The sequence below is a fragment of the Peribacillus sp. TE19612 genome (assembly GCF_056279465.1).
On the sequence record NZ_JBWCCL010000002.1, the window covers coordinates 63,563 to 88,378 of the forward strand.

20 protein-coding genes and 1 other annotated feature are annotated in these 24,816 nt (G+C 43.9%); of the genes, 17 read left to right on the forward strand and 3 right to left on the reverse strand.

What is annotated here, in order from left to right; genetic code table 11:
- The first annotated feature begins 204 nt into the window (after positions 1-204).
- The 7 genes from ACZ9AO_RS03650 to ACZ9AO_RS03680 all read left to right on the forward strand — a co-directional run bounded on the left by ACZ9AO_RS03650 (position 205) and on the right by ACZ9AO_RS03680 (position 8,824).
- Positions 205-1,893, forward strand: coding sequence for an L-lactate permease (locus tag ACZ9AO_RS03650; RefSeq protein WP_072273361.1), 1,689 nt, complete (start codon positions 205-207; stop codon positions 1,891-1,893).
- A gap of 73 nt (positions 1,894-1,966) precedes the next feature.
- On the forward strand, positions 1,967-3,079 hold the full coding sequence (locus ACZ9AO_RS03655; RefSeq protein WP_476108500.1) for a PucR family transcriptional regulator: 1,113 nt from the start codon (positions 1,967-1,969) through the stop codon (positions 3,077-3,079).
- A 117-nt stretch (positions 3,080-3,196) separates the two neighbouring features.
- Positions 3,197-4,609, forward strand: coding sequence for a glycolate oxidase subunit GlcD (glcD, locus tag ACZ9AO_RS03660; protein ID WP_476108501.1), 1,413 nt, complete (start codon positions 3,197-3,199; stop codon positions 4,607-4,609).
- Complete coding sequence (locus ACZ9AO_RS03665) at positions 4,606-5,931, forward strand: (Fe-S)-binding protein (RefSeq protein ID WP_251539766.1); 1,326 nt, start codon at positions 4,606-4,608, stop codon at positions 5,929-5,931. Before glcD ends, ACZ9AO_RS03665 begins: the two co-directional genes overlap by 4 nt.
- 254 nt (positions 5,932-6,185) lie before the next feature.
- Positions 6,186-7,121, forward strand: coding sequence for a YsnF/AvaK domain-containing protein (locus ACZ9AO_RS03670; RefSeq protein ID WP_476108502.1), 936 nt, complete (start codon positions 6,186-6,188; stop codon positions 7,119-7,121).
- Positions 7,122-7,283: 162 nt separating this feature from the next.
- Positions 7,284-8,084, forward strand: a complete 801-nt coding sequence (locus tag ACZ9AO_RS03675) for a YflT domain-containing protein (protein WP_251539764.1) — start codon at positions 7,284-7,286, stop codon at positions 8,082-8,084.
- 356 nt (positions 8,085-8,440) lie between these two features.
- Complete coding sequence (locus ACZ9AO_RS03680) at positions 8,441-8,824, forward strand: hypothetical protein (protein WP_476108503.1); 384 nt, start codon at positions 8,441-8,443, stop codon at positions 8,822-8,824.
- Positions 8,825-8,840: 16 nt separating this feature from the next.
- Here ACZ9AO_RS03680 and sspI read toward each other — a convergent pair whose 3' ends face one another.
- Positions 8,841-9,050, reverse strand: a complete 210-nt coding sequence (gene sspI / locus ACZ9AO_RS03685) for a small acid-soluble spore protein SspI (RefSeq protein WP_034309032.1) — start codon at positions 9,048-9,050, stop codon at positions 8,841-8,843.
- Between the two features lie 122 nt (positions 9,051-9,172).
- Between sspI and ACZ9AO_RS03690 the strand changes: the two genes are divergently transcribed.
- The 3 genes from ACZ9AO_RS03690 to pheT all read left to right on the forward strand — a co-directional run bounded on the left by ACZ9AO_RS03690 (position 9,173) and on the right by pheT (position 13,760).
- Positions 9,173-9,931 carry a TrmH family RNA methyltransferase gene (locus tag ACZ9AO_RS03690; protein ID WP_127778346.1) on the forward strand — a complete coding sequence of 253 codons (759 nt, stop codon included), beginning with the start codon at positions 9,173-9,175 and terminating at the stop codon, positions 9,929-9,931.
- Positions 9,932-9,975: 44 nt separating this feature from the next.
- Positions 9,976-10,218, forward strand: a binding site (T-box leader).
- 58 nt (positions 10,219-10,276) lie between these two features.
- The gene (gene pheS / locus ACZ9AO_RS03695; RefSeq protein WP_053535889.1) at positions 10,277-11,317 is read left to right on the forward strand and encodes a phenylalanine--tRNA ligase subunit alpha; all 1,041 of its coding nucleotides are present in this window, start codon (positions 10,277-10,279) and stop codon (positions 11,315-11,317) included.
- A gap of 28 nt (positions 11,318-11,345) precedes the next feature.
- Positions 11,346-13,760: a phenylalanine--tRNA ligase subunit beta gene (gene pheT, locus ACZ9AO_RS03700; RefSeq protein WP_476108504.1), complete on the forward strand. Its 2,415-nt coding sequence runs from the start codon at positions 11,346-11,348 to the stop codon at positions 13,758-13,760.
- 23 nt (positions 13,761-13,783) lie between these two features.
- Here the strand turns inward: pheT and ACZ9AO_RS03705 are convergent, their stop codons facing one another.
- Both ACZ9AO_RS03705 and rnhC read right to left on the reverse strand, forming a co-directional pair.
- Positions 13,784-14,062, reverse strand: a complete 279-nt coding sequence (locus ACZ9AO_RS03705; RefSeq protein WP_476108505.1) for a hypothetical protein — start codon at positions 14,060-14,062, stop codon at positions 13,784-13,786.
- 61 nt (positions 14,063-14,123) lie between these two features.
- Complete coding sequence (gene rnhC, locus ACZ9AO_RS03710; RefSeq protein ID WP_476108506.1) at positions 14,124-15,083, reverse strand: ribonuclease HIII; 960 nt, start codon at positions 15,081-15,083, stop codon at positions 14,124-14,126.
- A gap of 172 nt (positions 15,084-15,255) precedes the next feature.
- Here rnhC and zapA point away from each other — a divergent pair, with 172 nt between their 5' ends.
- The 7 genes from zapA (at position 15,256) to ACZ9AO_RS03745 (ending at position 24,750) form a co-directional block, all read left to right on the forward strand.
- On the forward strand, positions 15,256-15,516 hold the full coding sequence (zapA, locus tag ACZ9AO_RS03715) for a cell division protein ZapA (RefSeq protein WP_048678967.1): 261 nt from the start codon (positions 15,256-15,258) through the stop codon (positions 15,514-15,516).
- A 4-nt stretch (positions 15,517-15,520) separates the two neighbouring features.
- Positions 15,521-16,066 carry a CvpA family protein gene (locus tag ACZ9AO_RS03720; protein WP_476108507.1) on the forward strand — a complete coding sequence of 182 codons (546 nt, stop codon included), beginning with the start codon at positions 15,521-15,523 and terminating at the stop codon, positions 16,064-16,066.
- Between the two features lie 212 nt (positions 16,067-16,278).
- Positions 16,279-17,997 carry a DNA polymerase/3'-5' exonuclease PolX gene (polX, locus tag ACZ9AO_RS03725; protein WP_476108508.1) on the forward strand — a complete coding sequence of 573 codons (1,719 nt, stop codon included), beginning with the start codon at positions 16,279-16,281 and terminating at the stop codon, positions 17,995-17,997.
- Between the two features lie 35 nt (positions 17,998-18,032).
- Positions 18,033-20,387, forward strand: coding sequence for an endonuclease MutS2 (locus ACZ9AO_RS03730; protein ID WP_476108509.1), 2,355 nt, complete (start codon positions 18,033-18,035; stop codon positions 20,385-20,387).
- A gap of 65 nt (positions 20,388-20,452) precedes the next feature.
- Entirely contained in the window at positions 20,453-20,860 is a 408-nt protein-coding gene (locus ACZ9AO_RS03735) for a DUF350 domain-containing protein (protein WP_034309012.1), read from the forward strand.
- A 210-nt stretch (positions 20,861-21,070) separates the two neighbouring features.
- Positions 21,071-21,829 carry a GNAT family N-acetyltransferase gene (locus ACZ9AO_RS03740; protein WP_476108510.1) on the forward strand — a complete coding sequence of 253 codons (759 nt, stop codon included), beginning with the start codon at positions 21,071-21,073 and terminating at the stop codon, positions 21,827-21,829.
- A gap of 1,223 nt (positions 21,830-23,052) precedes the next feature.
- Positions 23,053-24,750, forward strand: coding sequence for a long-chain-fatty-acid--CoA ligase (locus ACZ9AO_RS03745; protein WP_251539760.1), 1,698 nt, complete (start codon positions 23,053-23,055; stop codon positions 24,748-24,750).
- Positions 24,751-24,816: the final 66 nt, after the last annotated feature.

The window sequence follows — 24,816 nt, forward strand, 5'->3', positions numbered from 1 at the left end:
CAAATGATCTTTGACACTTCCAGAAGCGTTAAAAAATCAACAAAAAATAAAAAAAATCTTGATTTTATATTTTCAATCATTTAATTTAAATGAGTACTCATCAAGTCATCTGATGACTTTGAATATTTGAATATGTAAGGGGTTTCAATTATCGTTTAATTTCTGAATTTTTTAAAAAATTTATTGAAAAAGGAGTCGAAATGAATGACATGGACACAAAACTTTACGCCGATTACCGATAATTTAGTTTTATCATCTCTTGCCGCACTCATTCCAATTCTTTACTTTTTCTGGGCGCTTACCATCAAACGCATGAAAGGTTACATGGCAGGTATAACCACGTTGCTTGTAGCTCTTGCAGTGGCTGTATTGATATATGGGATGCCTGCAGGAAAAGCAGTGATGTCCGCTTCACAAGGAGGCGTATATGGGCTGCTCCCAATCGGATGGATAATCATCACTTCCGTATTTTTGTACAAGATGACTGTTAAAAGCGGACAATTCAATATCATTCGTTCTTCTGTGCTTTCGCTTACGGAAGATCGGCGCCTCCAGGCATTATTGGTGGCATTTTCTTTCGGGGCCTTTTTAGAAGGTGCTGCGGGATTTGGAGCACCGGTCGCCATTTCAGCCGCGCTTTTAGTCGGTCTCGGCTTTAACCCGCTATATGCAGCCGGGATTTGTTTGATCGCGAATACCGCTCCGGTAGCATTCGGGGCGGTTGGAATACCGATCATCGCCATGGAAGGCCCTACTGGCATAGCCGCCATGGAGATTTCCAAAATGGTCGGCCGCCAATTGCCATTCCTTTCGGCTTTCATTCCGCTTTATCTCATTTTAATCATGACTGGGTGGAAGAGGTCGCTTGAGGTCTTGCCGGCAATTTTGGTTTCCGGAATTTCCTTTGCCATCACACAATACTTAAGTTCGAATTTTCTTGGGCCCGAATTACCGGACATCCTTTCCGCGTTAGTGTCACTGTTTGCTTTGGCGATTTTCCTTAAATTCTGGAAACCTAAAACGATCTTTCGCTTTGCATCAGAGGAAACGGCAGCTGCTGTCGAACCATTATATACAGCCGAAACGGAAACAAAATACACGAAATGGCAGATATTCCATGCTTGGTCACCATTCCTTCTGTTAACGCTTTTCATCACAATATGGGGGATGAACCCAATAAAGCCGGCACTATCCGGACATTATGAAGGCAACAATGTGCTGCTTGGCGGAATCAATGAAATCGGGAAACTATTAACCTTCCAAATCGAAGTGCCAGGTCTGCATAATGAGATAATCGGAAGCAATGGATTGCCGATTGCGGCTTTCTATAAAATAGAACTGCTCGGAGCAGCCGGGACGGCCATTTTACTGGCTGCCATCGTAACGAAGTTCATCGCACACATGTCTGCAAAAGACTTTTATGGCACCTTTGTTGAAGCGATGAAAGAGTTGGCCAAACCAATCTTGATGATTTCTACCGTGGTCGCTTTTGCTTATGTGACGAATGCTTCAGGCATGTCGACAACATTAGGGATGACCCTGGCAAAATCGGGTGATTTATTTCCGTTCTTCGCACCTGTTCTCGGCTGGCTGGGTGTGTTCATTACCGGATCGGATACATCAGCCAACCTCTTATTTGGCAGTCTGCAGAAAGTGACTGCGCTTAAAGTGGGGATGGAACCGGTCTTGGCACTGGCGGCGAACTCTTCCGGAGGGGTCACCGGAAAGATGATTTCCCCCCAATCGATAGCGATAGCTTGTGCTGCCGTAGGATTGGCGGGCAGGGAATCGGAATTATTGAGATTCACGCTTAAACATAGCTTATTTTTATTGCTGCTTGTTTGTGTGATTACCTTCTTGCAAAATGGCGTCCTTTCCTGGATGATTCCATAAGTAGAATGAGGCTCCCTTTTCATCGGGGAGCCTCGAAATATTTTCAAGTCCATTCAAAAAAGGAGGACATATCATGCAATTGGCAGCTGTTGCAGGAAAATTGGTGCATGAGGTTCGAAAACTGATTGATGAGGAGATCATCATTATTGATCATGCTGGCATGATTATCGCCAGCACCGATGGCAGCCGTATTGGATCTTTTCATGAAGGAGCCATCCACGCTTTCAACAATCGTGAGAAATTGATCATCAATAAACAGGATGAACGAAGTTGGAAAGGAGTGAAGGCAGGGATAAACCTGCCTATTTTCTTTAATCAGGAAGCCGTTTGTGTCATTGGAATTACAGGTGACCCCAAACATGTTTCCCCTTATGCGGAACTATTAAAAAAGATGACGGAGATGTTCATTCAGGAAAGCTATCATATTGAACAAGCAGAATCCCAATCACGTCTGATGGAATTCTTTGTATTTGAATGGCATCAGCTGCAGACGTTCAATGAGCACTTCCTTCAGAAGGCCAAGTTGCTTGGGGTCGATGTTCATGCGGACCGGATCATCACCCTTGGTGAATTCAAGACGGAGGAAATCATTGAACCTCATGTATGGAGAACGCTTCAGATATTCATAAGACAGCAGCATCCCAATGACATCGCAGTACGTTGGGGGAGGAACCGATTCGTCATTCTTTCAATGGCCGATTTCATCGGTTCAAAAAACCAGCAATATATGAAACTAAGTAAACTGCAAAAAAAGCTGGAAGAGAGTTCGGGTTATAAAGTGTGTGCAGGAGTTAGTTCGCGTGCATCAGGATCCGCTTTCAGGCCAGCGTTTTTTAAAGCGGAACGTTCCTTGAAAATCGCGTCTTCTTCATCAGGTATCATATTTGACGAGGACTTGAAACTTGAGGTCCTGCTTGATGAAGTTACCGCTGAAACAAGACAGGAATATTTATCCCGGACGATTCAGGAGTTGCTACCTAATGAGGAGCTGCTTAAAACCCTTTCCATGTATTTTGCATGTGATCTATCTTTAAAAGAGACCGCTAGAGCCCTCCATATTCATATCAATACCCTCCATTACAGGCTCAAGCGCATAGAGGATTTGACCCGGCTGAATCCTAGGAAACCAGTCGATTTAGTCACGATATATCTAGCATTAAGTGTATTGGATAAACATACAAATTAATTCTATGAAAAGCTCAAAATTCTATATATTCATACATAGAAGGCCGAGTGTTTTTTTCTTATACTTACATCATATAAAAAATCTCGAATTTCCTATGTTTATATGAGGAGGATGTACATGTTAACAAAGCAGGTTAAGCAGCTACTTCTTACCATCGTCGGTCAGGAGAATTACGATGACTCGAAAGTGGAATGTCTAGTCTATTCATATGATGCAACGCCTGGGTTTCAAGCGATGCCGGATGCTGTCATCAAACCGGGCAGCACAGCTGAAGTCGCAGCCATCGTCAAAGTTTGCAACGAATACAATGTTCCGATCGTTCCACGCGGGTCTGGGACGAATTTAAGCGGAGGCACATGCCCGACAGACGGGGGGCTTGTCCTTTTATTCAATCGAATGAATTCATTACTTGAAATAGATGAGGAGAACTTAACGGCGACCGTACAGCCTGGGCTCATCACTTTGGACTTGATTTCAGCAGTTGAAGAGAAGGGGTTGTTTTATCCGCCGGATCCAAGTTCGATGAAAATCTCCACGATTGGCGGCAACATTAATGAGAATTCAGGTGGACTGCGAGGCTTAAAGTATGGAGTCACCCGGGATTATGTCATCGGGCTTGAAGTGGTCCTTCCAAATGGGGACATCATTCGAACAGGGGGCAAGCTTGCCAAAGATGTAGCCGGATATGATTTAACGAAACTTTTTGTCGGATCGGAAGGGACCTTGGGCATCGTTACGGAAGCGACCTTAAAGCTGATTCCAATGCCGGAAACGACTAAGACGATGCTTGCCTTATATCAAGATCTGGATGCTGCAGCCCAGTCAGTGGCCAAGATCATTTCAAATAAGATCATTCCTGTGACATTGGAATTTCTGGATCGGCCGACGTTGATCGTGGTTGAGGACTTTGCGAAAATCGGTTTACCTACCAATGTGGAAGCCGTCCTGCTGATTGAACAGGATGGACCGCCTGAAGTGGTGGAACGTGATATGAAAAGAATGGCCGATATCTGTCTAGAGGAAAAGGCGGTTTCCGTGGAAATTGCCGAAACTGAATCTGACGCTGTCGCCTTGAAAACGGCAAGACGGACAGCACTTTCCGCATTGGCACGCCTCAAGCCGACGACCATTTTGGAAGATGCCACCGTTCCTCGCTCGGAAATTGCCAAAATGGTTAGAGCGATTAATGAGATCGCTGACAAGCATAACGTGGACATTTGCACGTTCGGTCATGCTGGGGATGGGAACCTCCATCCGACATGCATTACCGATGCTCGTGATCATGAGGAAATGGAGAGGGTGGAGCTCGCTTTTGCCGACATTTTTGCCGCGGCTATCGACCTTGGCGGGACGATAACCGGTGAACATGGTGTAGGAGCGATGAAGGCCCCGTATCTTGAATGGAAGCTGAAGAAAGAAGGGATTGATGCCATGAGGGCGATTAAACAGGCTTTCGATCCCAATAACATCATGAATCCCGGCAAAGTATTTGCCAAGGAAACCAGGAAAAGGGTGGTGGTTTCTACATGACGACAGTTCAGGAAAGGGAAACCATTGCCATTCAATTCGCGGAAAAAATGAATGAAGATGAATTGTTGAATTGTATGCGCTGCGGCTTTTGCTTACCCCATTGCCCGACATACATAGAATCGGGGCTGAAGGAATCCCATTCACCAAGGGGCCGGATTGCACTTATGAAAGCGGTGGCCGATGGCGTGATTGAGCCAGATAGGGATGTAGAACGGTCGTTGAGTCTTTGCCTCGGCTGCAGGGCTTGTGAACCTGTGTGCCCTTCAGGTGTGAAATACGGACATCTTCTTGAAGAAGCAAGGGATATCATCCATCAGAATAAAAAACACAGCTTCCCTGTAAAAACGATCCGCAAGGCCGTTTTTAGTGGACTATTCCCGCACCAGGAGCGAATGCAGACCATGACAAGTTTGCTTGGCTTCTATCAGAAATCAGGCCTTCAATACATGGCCCGTAAAACGGGAGTCCTCAACATGCTTCCGGATAATTTGGCAGCCATGGAAAAAGTGCTGCCGAAAGTCCCGAAAAAATCAGAAATGAAAAATCGGCCAACCGAACTGCCTGCTATCGGAACCCCCCTCAAAAAGGTGGCTTTCTTTTCCGGCTGCTTGATGGATACGATGTTTTTGGAAACGAACAAGGCCACACTAAAGCTTCTTCAGCTGGCCGGATGTGAAATCGTGATTCCGAAATCCCAGGCCTGTTGCGGGGCGCTGCATGGTCACAGTGGTGAAAAAGCAGGTGCAAAGCAACTGGCCAAGCGTAATATTGAAGCCTTTGAAACGGAGGAAGTTGATTATATCATTACGAATGCCGGCGGCTGCGGCGCTTTTCTCATAGATTATGATCATCTGCTCCAAGATGAACCGGAATGGCACGACCGTGCAATCTCATTTAAAAATAAGTTGAAAGATATCAGCCAGATCCTTGTTGATTTGCGTTTTCAGGAAAAAGTTCGCCTGAAACTGCCAGCTCAATCCGTAACTTTCCAGGATTCCTGTCACTTACGGAATGTGATGAACACCTCCTCGGCTCCGCGAATTCTCCTTCAATCAATAGAAGGAATCGATTTCAGGGAAATGAAGGATGCCGATCGCTGCTGCGGCTCAGCTGGGATATATAATATTGTTGAATCAGAGATGTCCATGAACATTCTCGACTCTAAAATGGAGCACACTAAATCGACACAGGCAGATATTGTTGTCACGGCAAACCCTGGCTGCCTGTTGCAAATGCAATTGGGGATCGAGAGGGAAAACTTGGGGGAATGCACAAAAGCGGTGCATATCGCGGACCTGCTAATAAAGGCTGTGGCTTTATAATAGAAGAAAAAAGATCACAAGCAGTTTATGAAAAAATGAAATGGCAGGATTTGGTTAAATGTTACATTTTTATAAAGGGGGAAACCCTTGTAAAGCTTGGATTTCAATTAAAAATGCGTTCTGTGCTGAGAACGAATTGTAAATGATATAACAAAAATGAAATATGGATTCCTCGTTTACTTAGGAACATGGCGGGTATTGTTTATATATAGCATCCACTAAACGAAACAACAAAACCTAAGGAGGAATGTAAAATGAATAAAACAGTATATGGAGTATATGAATCAAATGGAGAAGTGATCCAAGCAATTAATGCACTTAAGGCAAAAGGCTTTGAAGGGGACGATATTACGGTCGTCGCAGATAAGGAAGAAACACTGGATTTCACGAACCATCAACGTGAAACGGATGTTCACACAATGACGAATGTTCCTAACGACGAATCGTTTATGGACAAGGTGGCACGTTTCTTCATGCCGGAAGATACGGCAGACCTTTCAACAAGATTGGCGAATGCAGGCCTTTCGAATAGTGATGCGGCTGAACATGTCTTTGATGTAGAAAATGGAAAAGTCCTGGTTCTGGTTGAAGAAGGTGAAGGCCATCTTGGAACGGCAAGAGATAAATTCACGACCGGAACAATGGACACTGCCGGTACAAGGCTTGATACCAACTCCACCAACCCACTATATAATGGCACGGAAAAAACCGATGCTTTAAATAAAGAAGATGTTTATGGAGTCAACGGACAAGGCCGTGAATTGCCAGAAGATGAAAGGACACTTACACTTCGGGAAGAACAGCTGAACATTGACAAAGATAGAGTTCAGACAGGAGAAGTCGTCATTAATAAAGAAGTCAATGAACAGCATAAAACGATCAATGTCCCTGTTGAACACGAAGAAGTGACAGTTGAGCATAGATCGGTTTCAGGACGTGAAGCGAATCGGGAAACCGGAACCATTGAAGATGGGGAAACATTACGAATCCCGGTTGTTGAAGAAAAACTGGAAGTTTCGAAAAAACCGGTTGTCACCGATGAAATTGTCATCAAGAAACATGCTGTACAAGAAACGGAACAAGTTCAGGATACTCTTAAAAAGGAAGATATCCAGCTTGATAGTACAGATGAATCGATCGTGAATGAGAAAAAGGCAACTGAACGTAGAACCGACCGCTTCTATGAGTGAAGGAAATGGCCTGCAGTTTTAAAACTGCAGGTTTCCTTTTGGTTTTTAAAGACTGATTAAAGGTTCGAGCCTTAGGGAAGGCAAACCTTTTTGTTTAATTGGCACCCATCAGGGTATAAATACACATATGAAGAAATATCGGAAAAAGGAGGAGGAATATGCATGGGAAAAACGTTATATGGTGTTTTTAATACGGAAAGAGAAATGATCCAGGCTATACAATCCCTCAAGGAAAAGGGGGTTCATGAAGGGGAAATAACGGTAATGGCTGATAAGAAAGAAGATTTGGATTTCGTTAATGAAAAGCATGATCCGGATGTCGAAGTCGTTACTAACTCTAACGAGGAATCCTTCATTGATAAAATGAAACACTTTTTCCTGAACGAGGGTTCTAAAGATATAAGGAACCGTCTAGGTGAGTTAGGTCTTGCCGATAGTGAAGCAACCGCTTATATAAATGAAGTGGAGGCCGGAAAATTCCTCATTCTTTTAGATGAATCGGAAACCGCAACATCACGAGAGAACATAACTTCCAATCGCATCGAGGATACGGACGCACCTGCAGAGAATCCGCTTAAAACAGGGGTGGTGAACAATCCGGACCCGAACCTTTTTCCGGAAACAACCGCGAATGCCTATCAAACAAGGGAAATGGAAGCACAGCCAGGAAGAAGCGAAGAGCTTCACGGAAATTCCGCCAATATCTATGAAAATGAAGAGCTGGATATGAAGCGAGCTCAAGAAAGGGAAATCTGGGGGAATTCCACAGAAAAATTCAAGAAGAAAAAACCAGGGATTCATGAAGGAACACTGGCAAGCGACCCGTTTGCAGACGATGCTGACAAAAACCTGGACGCTCAAGGATCACTGGATCGGACCGCGGGCCCGACAGCCAGCGGACAGCAAGAGGAAGGCTTACAAGATGAATACATCAAAAATCGAATCAATACCGACAATCTGTAATACGCAACAAGAACAGCCTGCATAAGGCTGTTTTTGTTTGTTTTTTCTGTATTCGTTATTGGATTGAATAATGTGCGGCACTCCTGCCGAATTACTGGCTAGCCGAGCCACCGCAGCCGCTTTTTGATGTGGCTTGGCAGACAGTTGGCGGAAAGGGAGCGGATTCTGAAATCAACTGCAACGTTTTTTAATAAAACTGCAGAGTTTGCTACAGGCTGTTATTTTTATAAAAACCCTTTAGGCTGAGGGTTCCCTTGTTCGTCTCCATAGACTATTTGCTTGTTTATTGATAAAGCTGCAAGGTATAATGACAAAGGAATTTTATTTTAAGTAGAGTAAAAAGGAGGGGGAGAAACATGGAAAAAAACGTATATGGTGTTTTTGACTCTAATCCGGAACTACTTGCTGCAATTTCAGACTTAAAAGCAAAAGGCGTATCTGGCACCCAAATGACAGTGGCAGCTGATATAAAAAATTATGTGCAGCTTGGAAATGAACATACGGATATACTGATCATCGCCAATCAGGATAAGGAGGACACTCTTTTTTTAAAAATCTTCCATTACTTCACAGATGAAGGATCTGGAGATTTACGCAGCTTTTTCACGAAATACGGCTACTCCTTTGCTGAGACAAAAGCGATGCTTGAAGAAGTGAAAGCAAAGAAATTCATCTTACTGCTTGATGAAGAAGTCTCCATCCAAGAACTGAAGGCTGGCGAAGCGAGATTAAAAAAATAACAGCCTTTGAAGGCTGTTATTTTTTTAATCCTGCTTCGAGGGCAGTGATCATTTCCTGTTTTTCCTGCTCAGATGAATTTTGCCAGATGACCTCGAATAATACTCCCAATCCAGGAAGCATTTTTTCCTCGCCATTTTGTATGGCATCGACAATCGTGTCTTCCAGCTGCTCTTGCGTATTTCCAGATACATTTTGAATGATCGCATTACGTAAGTTTAAATTCATAATTATTCCTCCTCTAACACATAATGACTGACATTAATAGCATTTCACAAACTCGCATGCAATATGTATGTGAATTGCGTTATAATAGGAAAATCAGTGTGAAGTTAAAGGAGCGTTTACCCTTGAAATATATCGAATCCGTAAAAAACCCGCAAGTTAAGCAATGGAAAAAACTTTTGACGAAAAAAGAACGAGATAAAACAGGTAAATATTTAGTTGAGGGTTTTCACCTAGTTGAAGAAGCTTTAAAGGAAGAAATCGTCTTGGAAGTGATCATCAATGAAGAAACTGAAATGCCTGCCCATTTTAAGGTGGAAGGCACAGAACTCATTTATGTGAAAAATGATATTATGAAGGCGATTTGCGATACCGAAGCCCCGCAGGGAATTGCTGCGGTTTGTGAACAGAAATCAACGAGCATGGCTTCCATCAATCCGGAGAAATTATTGTTGATCGATGCCGTCCAAGATCCTGGGAATATTGGAACGATGATCAGGACAGCGGATGCAGCGGGAATCGATGCGGTCATCCTTGGGGAAGGGTGTGCTGACTTGTATAATCCCAAAGTGGTCCGTTCGACGCAAGGGAGCCTCTTCCATATGCCTGTCATTAAAGGGAACCTATCCGAAATCATCGATGGGCTGAAGCAAAGCGGCACACCGGTTTATGGCACGGCATTAGAAGGGGCATCGCCATTTGAAGAAGTGGAAAAGTCTTCCCGATTTGCCCTGCTGGTCGGTAATGAAGGCCAAGGAGTATCGAAGGAATTACTGGAGAAAACGACTAAAAACCTCTATATTCCCATCTACGGAAAAAGTGAATCTTTGAATGTGGGGATCGCTGCCGGGATTTTAATGTACCATTTACGAAAATCGATTTGAAACTGCCGAAGAATTATAATATAATAAAACAGAATTTTATAATGAAAACAACGATGACAAAGAGTAGTAGCTTAAAGTTAACCATATCCAGGGAGAAAATGCCTTGACTGAAAGCATTTTTATGGCACTGCTTAAGTGAATTCACCTTTCGAGTTGGCATTGGGAAGACAGAATGTCCGAAAAATGTTCCGGTGAAGAGCCGTTATTTTTAATGAAGTGAGTGCAGAAGTTTTTTTGTTTGTGCACTAATAAGGGTGGTACCGCGATACATAAACCTCGTCCCTTTAGGGATCGGGGTTTTTTTGTGTTCATTTTTACAAAAGGAAAATAAAGGAGGAAGACATGATGCAGGAACGTTTACTAGAACTGCAGGAAGAAGCGTTGCAAAAAGTTGCCGCCGCTTCCGAATTAAAAGAACTGAATGAAGTCCGTGTTGCTTATTTAGGGAAAAAAGGGCCAATCACTGAGGTATTGCGCGGCATGGGTAAATTATCTGCCGAAGAACGCCCGAAAATCGGGGCACTAGCCAATGAAGTACGTGAAGCGATCGCAACAAAGATCGAGGAGAAACAAAAAGCGCTTGAAACCGCGGCAGTCAACGCAAAGCTAGCAACTGAAACGATTGACGTCACACTTCCAGGACGTCCGGTAAACAAGGGGAATCTTCACCCATTAACACGAATCGTGGAGGAAATCGAAGACTTATTCATCGGGATGGGTTATACGGTTGCGGAAGGTCCTGAAGTCGAGAGCGACTACTACAACTTCGAGGCACTTAACTTGCCAAAAAGCCATCCGGCACGTGATATGCAGGACTCCTTCTACATCACGGATGAAATCCTGATGCGCACGCACACTTCACCTGTTCAAGCCAGAACGATGGAAAAACATAAAGGTCAAGGCCCTGTTAAAATCATTTGCCCAGGAAAAGTATATCGCCGGGATAACGATGATGCGACACACTCCCATCAATTCCAGCAAATTGAAGGCTTGGTCATCGATGAGAACATCAGCATGAGCGACCTGAAAGGAACGCTAGACGTATTTGCGAAAAAAGTATTCGGTCAAGACCGTGAAATCCGTCTTCGTCCAAGTTTCTTCCCATTTACTGAGCCTTCCGTCGAAGTGGATATTTCTTGTAAAATCTGCAGCGGCAAAGGCTGCAGCGTATGTAAAAAAACAGGCTGGATCGAAGTGCTTGGCGCTGGGATCGTTCATCCGAATGTTCTTGAGATGGCTGGCTTCGATTCCAAGAAATACTCTGGATTCGCATTTGGAATGGGCGTGGAACGGATTGCCATGTTGAAGTACGGTGTGGACGATATCCGTCATTTCTATACGAATGATGTTCGATTCTTAAAACAATTCAACCATCACGAAGCATAAATTTTTATTTTAAAAAGGAGGACCTACCATGTTTGTGTCATATAAATGGTTACAAGATTATGTTGACCTTTCAGGCATCAATGCGACGGAGCTAGCTGACAAAATCACGAAAAGCGGCATTGAGGTTGAAGGGGTGGAAAAGAAAAGTGAAGGGCTAAAAGGGGTCGTCATCGGGCATGTCTTAGAACGTGAACAGCATCCAAATGCGGATAAATTGAATAAATGCCAAGTTGATATCGGGGCCGAAAATCCCGTTCAGATCATCTGCGGGGCACCGAATGTCGATAAGGGCCAAAAAGTCGCAGTCGCTACTGTTGGCGCAGTCCTTCCAGGTAATTTCAAAATCAAGAAAGCGAAACTTCGCGGAGAAGAATCGCACGGAATGATTTGCTCGCTTCAAGAATTGGGCTTCGAATCCAAGCTTGTTTCCAAGGATTATGCTACAGGAATCTTCGTCTTCCCTAATGATGTGGAAGTAGGGAAAGATGCATTGGAGGAACTTGGTTTAAGTGATGAAGTGCTGGAACTTGGGCTGACTCCAAACCGCTCCGACGCGCTAAGCATGCTTGGTGTTGCATACGAAGTGGGAGCCATTCTAGGCCGGGAAGTGAAATGGCCGGTAGTCGAGAAAGAAGAGGCAGCTGAAAAAGCAACTGATTATATCAGTGTCAAAGTGGAAGCGAAAGAAGATAACCCGATATACATGGCTAAAATCATCAAGGATGTTAAGATCGGACCCTCACCGCTTTGGATGCAGACTAGGTTGATGTCTGCAGGTATCCGACCTCATAATAATGTGGTGGATATCACGAACTACATTTTACTTGAATACGGCCAACCGCTCCATGCCTTTGATTATGACCGCTTTGGTTCAAAGGAAATCGTCATCCGCAGAGCGAAGGATGCTGAAAAAATAGTAACATTGGATGAAGCGGAACGTACTTTGACACCTGACCATTTAGTGATCACGAATGGCAGTGAGCCTGTTGCGATTGCTGGTGTGATGGGCGGAGCGGATTCCGAAGTCAAAAATGATACGACGAACATCATTATTGAAAGTGCATATTTTGCAGGTACAGTAGTTCGCAAAGCTTCAAAGGACCATGGATTACGCAGTGAAGCCAGTGCCCGCTTTGAAAAAGGCGTCGACCCGGCACGTGTTCGTGAAGCAGGGGAACGTGCTGCACAATTGATTGCACAATATGCAGGCGGAACAGTCTTACAAGGAGCAGCAGCAGTTGACGAATTGTCAATGGAACCTGCGGTCATTAGCATCACGCTTGAAAAATTCAACACACTCCTTGGAACAAGCATGACCGTATCAGTTGTCGAGTCAATCTTCAAACGTCTGCAATTCGGCGTGGAACTTGACAATGAAACATTCACGATCACTGTCCCGACGCGCCGTGGTGATATTACGATTGAAGCCGATTTAGTCGAAGAGGCTGCACGTTTATATGGATATGATAACATCCCCGTTACACTGCCGATCGGTTCTGCTAACCCAGGCCAATTGACAGACTATCAAATTAAACGGCGGAAGGCACGCCGTACACTTGAAGGCGCAGGCCTTTATCAAGCAGTGACCTATTCACTGACAAGCCAGGAAAAAGCGTCCCAATTCGCATTGGAAGCAAGAGAATCCATTCGATTGGCAATGCCAATAAGTGAAGAAAGAAGCCAGCTGCGTTTAAGCATCGTGCCTCAATTGCTGGAAGTCGTGAAATATAACAATGCCCGCCAAATTGATTCACTGGCACTGTATGAAATCGGTTCGGTATTCTTTAAGCGTGAGGAACAAGAACTGCCTGAAGAAAAAGAACATGTTGCTGGAGCAATCACCGGCCTATGGGAGTCACATCTATGGCAGGGTGAAAAGAAACCAGTGGATTTCTTTGTAGCCAAAGGCGTGATCGAAGCATTATTCGACACACTTGGATTAGCTGATCAAATCAGTTACCGCCAAGCGGAAATCAACGACATGCATCCAGGACGGACAGCGGAAGTACTATTGAATGGTGAAGTAATTGGCTTTATCGGCCAAGTGCACCCAACTGTCCAAAAAGACTTGGATATTAAAGAAACATACATTTTCGAACTTTCCTTAAAAGCATTGGCCGAAGCAGAAGTCGCGCCGATAGCATACCAAACGATTCCGCGCTATCCATCAACCACACGCGATATCGCGCTCGTTGTGGATCAAGCTACGAAAGCTGGGGACATTCAGGATATTATTGAAGAAGCCGGCGGCAAACTGCTGAAAGAAGTAAGCATCTTCGACTTATACGAAGGTGAAAGAATGGAGGAAGGCAAGAAATCCATTGCCTACTCACTGAAATACTACGACCCGGAACGTACACTGACGGACGAGGACATTACAAAAGCACATGATAAAGTGCTTGATGCCGTTAAAGAAAAAGCCGGCGCAGAGCTAAGAGGATAAAACCAAAAAGACAGCTCCCTGAATCATGGGGAGCTGTCTTTTTTTATTTTACGAGTAAAAGGCGTGAATTCACGAGTAAAAGGCGCAAACTCACGAGTAAATGGCGTGAATTCACGAGTAAAAGGCGCAAACTCACGAGTAAAAGGCGTGAATTCACGAGTAAATAGTGGAAACTCACGAGAAAATGGAGCAAACTCACGAGTAAACCGCAAACTCACGAGTAAAAGGTGCAAATTCACGAGTAACCCGCGCAAACTTACGAGTAAATAGCGTGAATTCACGAGGAAACCGCGTAAATTCACAAGTAAACCGCGCAAATTCACGAGAAAAAGGCGGCTGTTCAGGAAGATCAGCCGCTTTCTTCTATTTATTATATTTCTGTTGATAGAGTCGCTTCGCTTTTTCTGTGTTGGCAAAATGGGTTTTCGTGAATTCGTGTAATGAATCGATTCCTTTTTCGTGAATCAATCTTGCGGCCGCTTCATCGACTGCAAATCCGGCACCTTTAGGGATTTTGAACCCGGCTTTCTCACTCAGCAAGTCAAAGCGTTTGACGAATGCATATCGGGCCAGGATGGATGCGGCTGCCACTCCAAGGTGAACGCCTTCCGCTTTTGTGCATAGATAGGTGGCATTAGCTTGGAATAGTTCTTGGCCTTTTAAGTAATTGAAAAATACCTCTGGTTGAGCAAATTGATCAATAAGGACGGCTTCTGCTTGTTCTGGCTGGATTTTTTGCACGAGGTGCTTGATTGCTTGGTTATGGAGGAGTGCCTTCATTTTTCCTTGTGACATTCCCTTTGCCTGCAGCGCATTATATTTCGGGTTGTCGCATGTGAGCAGGCTGAAGGGCACTACATCCTTAATCTGTTTGGCAATGTCGATGATCTGTGGGTCTTTCAGATTTTTGGAATCCTGGACACCAAGCTCCTTTAATAGAGCGAGTTGCTCCTTCTTGGCATATACGGCTACGACGGTCATCGGGCCGAAATAGTCTCCTGTTCCGACCTCGTCTGAACCAATCACTGACATGGTTCCGATATTTGCAGGCGGCGAATATCGATGGACGTTGACCGATGCAGAGGATGCCTTTTTTTTCTTTGGAGCCGCAGCAGTGGTACCTTTTTGCCATTTTACCGCTTCTATTTCGGCATTCTTACCTTGAAAAAGGACCTTCCCGGATTTATAGGCCGTCACCGTACATAGCGGCGGTTTGGCGGAAAAGATGCTCCCCGGCGGCTGCTTGGCGGCCAAGGATGAGGAATAATGGGACTTCATCGCCTTTATTTGTTCAGGACTGATAAGTAAAACAACATGGGACATAATGGGTTAGCTCCTAACTTCATTTTGTTTAATAGGTAATCTTCTTCCTGAATTCGATATCGTTTGACAAATTATTGAAATTTTTATGCAAGAAATGACGATGTACTCTCTTTCATGACGAAAAACTTCATGATATGATAGAATTAGGATTGTTTAGATTGGGGGCATCATTTTGTCAGACGATAAACGAAATAAAACAACAGTTGATATATACGGACAGCCATATACAATCGTCGGCACAGAAAGCGCAAGTCATATGCGCCTGGTCGCTTCGATGGTTGACGAAAAAATGAGAGAGATCAGGATGAAAAATCCATACTTGGATACAAGCAAGCTAGCGGTGCTAACGGCCGTGAATACCATCCATGAATATATTAAATTAAAAGATGAACTAGACCAGCTTCAACTGGAATTAAAGAGAGAGAAGGACTGAGTACATGCTTGATTTAGCAATTCTGGCCATTCTTTTAATCGGTTTATTAATCGGTTTAAAGCGTGGCTTCATTTTACAAACGGTTCATATGACTGGGTTCATTGTAGCCTTCATCGTCGCCTATGTATTTTACGGAGATCTTGCTCCCAATTTGAAATTATGGATTCCGTTCCCAACGATGGGTGATTCCTCGACCCTTAATATGTTTTTCAATACAGTCGGGCTTGATACGGCGTATTACAATGCAATTGCCTTTGCAATCATTTTCTTTGCTGCCAAGATTCTTTGGCAAATGATAGGATCCATGCTCAATTTCATTACCCATCTACCGATACTAAAGCAGCTGAATCGCTGGGGCGGAGGGATATTGGGTTTTCTCGAAGTCTATCTTATCATGTTTATTATATTAAATATAGCTGCCATGCTGCCAATGGATTCCATCCAGAAACCATTAACCGGCTCATTTCTGGCAGAATCGATCGTGAAACATACGCCGTTCCTTTCCGAGCAAGTGAAGGAACTTTGGTTTCATGATGTAAAACAATCTTAATGTCAGTATAAGAGGGCCTGCCTCCCTTTCTCAAAGTCCTGGATTCCTATACTTTGAACACGGGGGAGGCCCCTTTTTATGTAGCGGCATGTAGCTTCCTTCTATTTGATTCGATGGTTAAGAATCTGACTGCTTGTACTTTACCTCCAAGAAAGGTATCTTTAAGAAAGTGAACATGGGACACCCTACTAATTTTTTCGGCGGTGAATTAAATGACAATTAATAAAAAAGATATCATTAAACTATTAGAAAAAATTGCAATATATATGGAACTAAAAGGAGAGAACCCGTTTAAGGTTTCAGCTTTCCGAAAGGCAGCGGGCGCCTTGGAAACGGATGACCGGAGCCTGACGGAGATCGAAGATTTTACCGCTTTGAATGGAATCGGGAAAGGAACGGCATCCGTCATCGAAGAGTATATAAATGAAGGGAAATCGACTGTACTTGAAGAGCTTCAGGAGCAGGTGCCAAAAGGATTGATTCCGCTTCTGCAGCTTCAAGGTTTGGGCGGTAAGAAAATTGCCAAGCTTCATAAAGAGCTGCATGTCAAAGATGTGAATGATCTTAAAATCGCCTGTGAGGAAGGCAGGGTCGCTGCGCTTGCCGGTTTCGGCAAAAAAACGGAAGAGAAGATCCTGTCTGCAATTGCCGAGGCGGGTTCAAGGCCCGATCGACTGCCCCTAGCCTTCATGAAGCCGATTGCGGCTGATATTGAAACGGCCCTTGCTAACATGGATTACATCATCCGTTCCTCCAGGGCGGGCAGCATCCGGCGTATGAGGGAAACGATCAAGGACCTCGATTTCATCATTTCAACAGATCATCCCGAAGAGGTCAAGAATCAACTGCTTGCAATAAAAGGGATAAAACAGGTGATTGCGGCCGGTGATACAAAAGTATCGGTCGTGCTTGATTATGAATATGACATTTCTGTCGATTTCCGAATCGTCAAGGATAAGGAATTCATCACGACACTTCATCATTTTACAGGTTCGAAGGATCACAATGTGCGGATGCGCCAGCTTGCTAAAGATCGCGGAGAGAAAATCAGTGAATATGGGGTGGAAGTGACTGAAACCGGTGATGTATTGACGTTTGAAACGGAAGAACAATTTTATAATCATTTTGGCCTTCCTTTCATTCCCCCAGAAATACGTGAAGACGGAACGGAAGTGGAGCATTATGATGCTAATGAACCTCTCATATCTTTAGAGGCCATTAAAGGTGATCTGCATATGCATACAACATGGAGTGATGGTGCTCATACGATTGAAGAAATGATTGAAGCATGCCGTGCAAAAGGGTATCGATATATGGCCATCACCGATCATTCGCAATATCTGAAAGTGGCGAACGGCTTGACCGCTGAACGTTTACGTGAACAAAAACGGATCATCCATGAACTTAATGAAAAATACACTGACATTACCGTTCTTTCAGGGATAGAGATGGATATACTTCCTGATGGGACACTTGATTATGACGATGAGCTGCTTGCAGAGATGGATTTGGTGATCGCATCGATTCACTCAAGTTTTTCACAGCCTCGGGAAACGATCATGGAGCGCTTAAAAACGGCTCTGAATAATCCGCATGTCGATATCATCGCCCATCCAACGGGAAGGATCATCGGCAGACGCACCGGTTATGATGTGGATATAGAAATGCTGATTGAACTGGCCCGTGAAACGAATACGGCCTTGGAATTGAATGCGAATCCGAACCGGTTGGATTTGGCACCTCCGCATCTGCGCAAGGCTCAGGAAGCAGGCGTTCCGATCGTGATCAATACGGATGCCCACAGCATCGACATGCTTGAACATATGCCTGTAGGGGTCTCGTCAGCCAAAAAAGGCTGGATTAAAGAATCCACGGTTCTTAATGCAAGGGATACGGATGGCTTATTGGCGTTTTTAAAGAGAAATGATTAACTATTTGCCCATAAATAAGGAGGAGCTTTAACTCCATGCATAATAAAGCTTTAAAGACATTGGAATTTCATAAGATAAAAGAACAATTAATCTCACACGCATCCTCATCCATAGGAAAAGAAAAGGCAGAGCAATTGATGCCTTCCACGGATTTTGAAGAAGTGTCGAGATGGCAGGAAGAAACAGATGAGGCTGCCAAAATCGTAAGGTTGAAAGGTAACTTGCCATTGGGCGGAATTTTCGATATCCGTCCACATGCAAAAAGGGCACAGATTGGCGGTATGCTCTCACCGATGGAACTGATGGAACTAGCGAGTACGATTCGTGCCGGCAGGATCTTAAGCCGTTTCTTCGAAGAACTAGCAGAGCAGGAAATTGATGTTCCGCTTTTAGCCGAATATATCGATTCCCTTCATCCATTGATTGATTTGCAGCAGGAAATTACGTATGCAGTAAGCGAACATGGCGAAGTGATGGATTCGGCCAGCGACAAGCTTCGTACCCTAAGAAACCAAATTCGGACGAACGAAAGTCGTGTAAGGGAAAAATTGGAAAGTATGATCCGTTCTTCCAATGCATCAACAATGTTATCCGATGCCATCATCACCATCCGGAATGACCGATTCGTCATTCCGGTAAAACAGGAATACCGCAGTGTGTATGGCGGGATCATTCATGATCAATCATCATCAGGGCAGACGTTGTTCATTGAACCGCAAGCAATCGTTCAGCTGAATAATGTCCTGCAGGAAACCCGAGTGAAGGAAACGCAGGAAATAGAACGGATATTGGTCGAACTATCGGAAAAAGTCGGTGCGTTCACCCCTGAATTGCTTCATAATGTCAAAGTGCTGGCACAAATCGATTTCCTTGTCGCCAAGGCAAAATATGCAAAAGCGATAAAAGGATCCAAGCCGATTCTGAATAATGAGGGGCGCGTAAAATTATTCAAAGCGAAACACCCGCTCATTCCGAATGATGTCGTCGTGGCCAATGATATTTTTCTTGGTGATGAATTTACGACAATCGTCATCACCGGTCCGAATACAGGTGGTAAGACGGTTACCCTGAAAACGATTGGACTCTGTACGTTAATGGCCCAGTCCGGTCTGCAGATCCCTGCGCTGGATGGTTCCGAAACGGCTGTGTTTTCCTCTGTTTATGCCGATATTGGCGATGAACAGTCGATTGAACAAAGCTTAAGTACATTCTCTTCGCATATGGTCAATATTGTCGATATCCTTAAGCATGTCGATTATGACAGTCTTGTTTTATTCGATGAGCTTGGAGCGGGAACTGACCCACAGGAAGGTGCAGCTTTGGCCATTTCCATTTTGGATGAAGTGTATAAGCGCGGAGCACGTGTGATTGCAACGACACATTACCCGGAATTAAAAGCGTATGGATATGATCGGGAAGGCGTCATTAATGCAAGCGTCGAATTTAATGTGGAAACTTTGAGTCCCACCTATAAACTTTTAATCGGTGTACCAGGGCGGAGTAATGCGTTTGAAATTTCCAAGCGCCTTGGTTTGGAAGAAAACGTGATCAGCAACGCCCGCAGCCATATTGGTGAGGATACGAATAAAGTTGAAAATATGATAGCGTCCCTTGAGGACAGCCGCAAGAAGGCTGAAGAAGAGGAACTGGAAGCCAAGAATCACCTGAAACAGGCGGAAATTCTTCATAAAGACCTTCAAAAGCAAATTGATGAGTACCATCAAGAACGGGATTCGATGGTTGAAAAGGCAGCAAAAGAGGCAGCGGCAATCGTTGAAAATGCACAAAGGGAAGCGGAAGCGATCATTGCCGACTTACGTAAACTGCGACTTGAAAAGCATGCCGATGTTAAAGAGCATGAACTGATCGATGCCAAAAAACGGCTTGAAGAAGCAGCGCCTAAAGTGAAAAAAACAACAAATAAAGCGGCGAAGCCGCTGGATAAAAGCTTGAGACCTGGAGATGAAGTAAAGGTCATAAGCTTTGGTCAAAAAGGTCACTTGATTGAGAAGGTTTCAAATAATGAATGGCAGGTTCAGATCGGCATCATGAAAATGAAGGTGAAGGAGTCTGACCTGGAATTCATCAAGAGCACAAAAGTAAAAGAAACAAAGCCGCTTACCACGATCAAAGGCCGCGATTATCACGTTAGCGTCGAACTTGACCTTCGTGGAGAGCGCTTTGAAAATGCCATATCAAGAGTGGAAAAGTACGTTGATGATGCTCTTTTGGCCGGTTATTCGAGTGTCTCCATCATTCATGGTAAAGGGACGGGTGCTCTTCGGTCCGGGGTCCAGGAATACTTGAAAAATCACCGCTCTGTCAAAAGGATTCGCTTCGGCGAAGCCGGTGAAGGCGGAACAGGTGTTACGGTGGTGGAATTTAAATAAAGGAAAGCGGTCATTCCGGCAATTCAGCCAAGCCGGGTGGCTAGTTACCATTCGGGAGTTGGACCATGGAGAACATGTGGGAAAATGAATATGTATATATAGCTGCTCGTTACAGTGTCGTTATTCTGTGCATGATTGTTTTTTTAGCCATTTTTGAACTTGTCACAAAGTACAAGAACTGGGAGGAAATCAAACAGGGAAACCTTTCTGTCGCGTTGGCAACAGGTGGTAAAATTTTTGGGATCGCCTATGTATTCCAACAGTCCATTCTCCATCAGAATTCGCTTCTTACCATGATTGGCTGGGGCGTCTACGGTTTTGTCCTGCTGTTGATCGGTTATTTCATTTTTGAATTTATGACTCCTGGATTTAAAATAGATGAAGAAATACAAAAAGATAATCGGGCAGTTGGATTCCTATCGATGATCATATCAATCGCATTATCTTTTGTCATCGGAGCCGGAATTTCTTAATGCCCTTCATGAGAGGGAGTAAGCTGTGGAGAAACTTGCAAAAGTCTTAATAGTTTGTTGCGGAATCTTTTTTCTGTTTGGAATCATTTATATGACATTGTTCAACTGAAGCGGCCATTGTGCCGCTTCTTTTATTTGGTTCTATTAAAAAAAATGGGGCGGCATGTATAATAATAATGATCAAATAGACTTTTGGAGAGGAGGAGGAATATGGAACAGTCCAAATGGATACAGAAGATTGAAGAATTATCGCTGAATGCTTTACCCGCCATGCAAACGCAAATCTATGATGGATGGGTTATCCGATTTGCGGATGGATATACGAAACGGGCGAATTCCATCAGCCCCATCTATACATCGAATGAAAATGTGAAAAAGAAAATTTCGAATTGTGAACAATTATATTTTGCAAGGAATGATAAGGCCGTGTACAAAGTGACTCCACAGGCAAACCCTATCAACTTGGATCGTGTACTGGAAGAGTCTGGGTATGCCCTTGAAGGAACAACAAGTGTCCAGGTATTGAATTTGGTAGATACAGAGTCACCGAATGAAACCAATGTCATAAAGTATGATCATTTACATGATGAATGGTTTCACGATTTCTGCCTGCTAAGTAATATTGATGATCATGATCAAACCATCCTGAAAAAGATGTTAGGGAATATCATTCCAAAAACATGCTTTATGTTGTTGACTGATGAAGGCGGAACCGTGACAGCAAGTGGACTGGGTGTTTTGGAAGACGAATACATAGGCCTGTACAATATCATTACCCATGAAAACTTTCGAAACCAAGGCAATGGTGCAATTCTCATTCGTAATCTATTGCATTGGGGTAAAGAAAATGGAGCAAAAAATGCTTATCTTCAGGTGATAGAAACGAACGCACCTGCTTTAAGCTTGTACGGAAAATTGGGGTTTGAAGAAAAATATAAGTATTGGTATAGAATTAAAACCAAGAAGTAGAACGCCTCTTTTCAGTAGACGACAAAAGAGGATCGGAATGCCCTCACCCCGATCTGTGACTTAAAGAAAATTTGAATATCCATTATGTTTTTTACTTGAGGGGTTGTGAAATTTGAGCGTTGATTTCCACTCCAGGCACTCGCTTTCCGCGGGCGGTCGGGGAGCCTCCTCGGCTTGCGCCTGCGGGGTCTCCCCTAGACACGCTTTTCCCGCAGGAGTCTCGTACCTTCCATTCCAATCACTGGAACTTTTTTAAATAGAAATATTGTAGGGAAACTGGCTCTTCTTCTCTAACTCGTCTACAGTCTTGCGGTTCCATCAATTTTCCGGCAAAAGGAGTTCCGAATTGCTCTCGCCCCGAACCAAAATTTTAAAAGTAAACTAGATTATTCTTCATAGTTTTTACAGTATTCCTTAAAGGATTGAAGAGATTTACGACACTCCTGCCGAATAACTGGCTAGCCAAGACCCCAAAGGCGCTTGCGTCGAGGAGGCTCGGCAGGCAGTCGGCGGAAAGGGGGCGGATTTCTGAAATCAGCTGGAACTTTTTTTTTGAGGGGTTGTAAAATTTGAGCGTTGATTTCCACTCCAGGCACTCGCTTTCCGCGGGCGGTCCTCCCTCGGCTTGCGCTTGCGGGGTCTCCCTTGGCGACGCTTTTCCCACAGGAGTCTCGTACCTTCCGTTCCAATCACTGGAACTTTTTTAAATAGAAATATTGTAGGGAAACTGGCTCTTCTTCTCTAACTCGTCTACAGTCTTGCGGTTCCATCAATTTTCCGGCAAAAGGAGTTCCGAATTGCTCTCGCCCCGAACCAAAATTTTAAAAGTAAACTAGATTATTCTTCATAGTTTTTACAGTATTCCATAAAGGATGGAAGAAATGGCGACACTCCTGCCGAATAAATGGCAAGCCGAGACCCCAAAGGCGCTTGCGTCGAGGAGGCTTGGCAGACAGTCGGCGGAAAGGGAGCGGATTTCTGAAATCAGCTGGAACTTTTTTAAAAGAAAAAAATGAGGGTAAAAGGGTTGTCTACATTCTGAAATGAGTTTTGTTTCCCTTTTATATGTTTCATCCAATATTCCCTGTGGTTGGTATAGGATATATTTACTATCCTGCTTCTCATCGTAAGGTCTTTATACTCTGAAATTCGGCAATTGTAAGAAAATCCCGATTGTATTATAATGATTAAGAGTATTGAGAATATTCAGAAGGAGGGGGCAAATGAGCAATAAGCCATGGCAAGCTATTTATCCGGAACAGATACCCGCTGTTTTGTCGTACGAAGATAAACCTCTTTATTCTTTTTTGAAGGAATCAGCCGAAGAATTCCCTGAAAAAGTATCGATTCATTTCCAGGGAAAAGAATTAACTTTCCGGGAAGTGCATGAATCTGCTTTAAAGTTTGCAGCCTATTTAAAAAGTATCGGACTTCAAAAAGGTGAACGCGTTGCTGTCATGCTTCCTAACTGCCCTCAAGGTGTCATAAGCTTTTTTGGGATATTGATGGCCGGAGGAGTCGTGGTTCAAACGAACCCAACCTATACTGAACGTGAATTAGAATATCAAATGAAAGATTCCGGAGCGAAAATGATTTTAGTGATGGATATTTTATTTCCCCGTGTTTCTGCAGTGGCATCAAGAACGGATATTGAACATATAATTGTAACCGCTATCAAGGAATATTTGCCATTCCCAAAAAATCTTATCTATCCTTTTATTCAAAAAAAGCAATACGGCATTGTCATCAATGTGGAGCATGAAGGGAATCATCATTTATTTTCCAAAATCATGAAAAGAAAGATCACTGAAGAAGTCACTGTGCCGATCGATGTGGATAATGACCTTGCCCTTTTGCAATATACAGGTGGTACAACTGGCTTTCCCAAAGGGGTCATGCTTACACATAAGAACTTGCTGGCCAATACGAAAATGTGCAATGCATGGCTTTATAAAAATAAGCGCGGTGAGGAAAGGATCCTTGCGATTCTGCCTTTCTTCCATGTGTACGGTATGACTACAGTCTTGGTTCTTTCCGTCATGGAAGGGAACACCATGATCATCATGCCAAAGTTTGATGTCGAAGCGACGCTTAAAACCATCCAAAAACAGAAACCGACCATGTTTCCAGGAGCGCCAACGATGTATATCGGGCTCTTGAACCATCCGGATATCGCTAAATATGATCTTTCTTCCATCAATGCCTGTATTAGCGGTTCTGCATCATTGCCCTTAGAGGTTCAAGAGCAGTTTGAGAAAATTACCGGCGGGAAGCTTGTTGAAGGCTATGGACTTTCTGAAACCTCACCTGTGACACATGCTAATTTCATTTGGGATCAGCCGCGTGTAAAAGGAAGCGTTGGACTGCCGTGGCCGGACACTGACTCGGCGATCCTATCCCTGGAGTCCTATGAAGAGCTTCCTCCGAATGAAATAGGCGAGATTGCCATAAAAGGACCACAGGTAATGAAAGGTTATTGGAACCGTCCGGATGAAACGGAAAAAACCTTTAAAAATGGCTGGCTGCTTACTGGCGATCTGGGTTATATGGATGAGCAGGGGTTCTTTTATGTCGTCGAGAGGAAAAAGGATACAATCATTGCAGGCGGTTTCAATATATATCCACGTGAGGTGGAAGAGGTGCTATACGAGCATGAGGCCATACAGGAAGTAGTTGTGGCAGGAATCCCTGACCCTTATCGGGGAGAGACCGTCAAGGCCTATGTCGTCCTGAAAAAAAATGCCAGGGTCACTGAAGAGGAATTGAATGAATTTGCCAGAAAGAACCTAGCTTCGTATAAAGTGCCGCGACGCTATGAATTCAGGGATGAACTTCCTAAAACGACGATAGGAAAGATCCTGAGAAGAGTCCTTATCGAGGAAGAAAAGAAAAAAATATCCGAGGAAAGAAAAGAAGCTTAAACAAGCACCCCCTTTTAACGGAGCAGCGGAAGAGGGCTCCGTTTTGCAGAACAGCTGGACAAGCTA

Bases quoted from the DNA above. Each gene is read 5' to 3' on its own strand.
- ACZ9AO_RS03650 (WP_072273361.1), top strand. From the start codon at position 205: ATGACATGGACACAAAACTTTACGCCGATTACCGATAATTTAGTTTTA.
- ACZ9AO_RS03655 (WP_476108500.1), top strand. From the start codon at position 1,967: ATGCAATTGGCAGCTGTTGCAGGAAAATTGGTGCATGAGGTTCGAAAA.
- glcD (WP_476108501.1), top strand. From the start codon at position 3,197: ATGTTAACAAAGCAGGTTAAGCAGCTACTTCTTACCATCGTCGGTCAG.
- ACZ9AO_RS03665 (WP_251539766.1), top strand. From the start codon at position 4,606: ATGACGACAGTTCAGGAAAGGGAAACCATTGCCATTCAATTCGCGGAA.
- ACZ9AO_RS03670 (WP_476108502.1), top strand. From the start codon at position 6,186: ATGAATAAAACAGTATATGGAGTATATGAATCAAATGGAGAAGTGATC.
- ACZ9AO_RS03675 (WP_251539764.1), top strand. From the start codon at position 7,284: ATGGGAAAAACGTTATATGGTGTTTTTAATACGGAAAGAGAAATGATC.
- ACZ9AO_RS03680 (WP_476108503.1), top strand. From the start codon at position 8,441: ATGGAAAAAAACGTATATGGTGTTTTTGACTCTAATCCGGAACTACTT.
- sspI (WP_034309032.1), bottom strand. From the start codon at position 9,050: ATGAATTTAAACTTACGTAATGCGATCATTCAAAATGTATCTGGAAAT.
- pheS (WP_053535889.1), top strand. From the start codon at position 10,277: ATGCAGGAACGTTTACTAGAACTGCAGGAAGAAGCGTTGCAAAAAGTT.
- pheT (WP_476108504.1), top strand. From the start codon at position 11,346: ATGTTTGTGTCATATAAATGGTTACAAGATTATGTTGACCTTTCAGGC.
- rnhC (WP_476108506.1), bottom strand. From the start codon at position 15,083: ATGTCCCATGTTGTTTTACTTATCAGTCCTGAACAAATAAAGGCGATG.
- ACZ9AO_RS03720 (WP_476108507.1), top strand. From the start codon at position 15,521: ATGCTTGATTTAGCAATTCTGGCCATTCTTTTAATCGGTTTATTAATC.
- polX (WP_476108508.1), top strand. From the start codon at position 16,279: ATGACAATTAATAAAAAAGATATCATTAAACTATTAGAAAAAATTGCA.
- ACZ9AO_RS03730 (WP_476108509.1), top strand. From the start codon at position 18,033: ATGCATAATAAAGCTTTAAAGACATTGGAATTTCATAAGATAAAAGAA.
- ACZ9AO_RS03735 (WP_034309012.1), top strand. From the start codon at position 20,453: ATGGAGAACATGTGGGAAAATGAATATGTATATATAGCTGCTCGTTAC.
- ACZ9AO_RS03740 (WP_476108510.1), top strand. From the start codon at position 21,071: ATGGAACAGTCCAAATGGATACAGAAGATTGAAGAATTATCGCTGAAT.
- ACZ9AO_RS03745 (WP_251539760.1), top strand. From the start codon at position 23,053: ATGAGCAATAAGCCATGGCAAGCTATTTATCCGGAACAGATACCCGCT.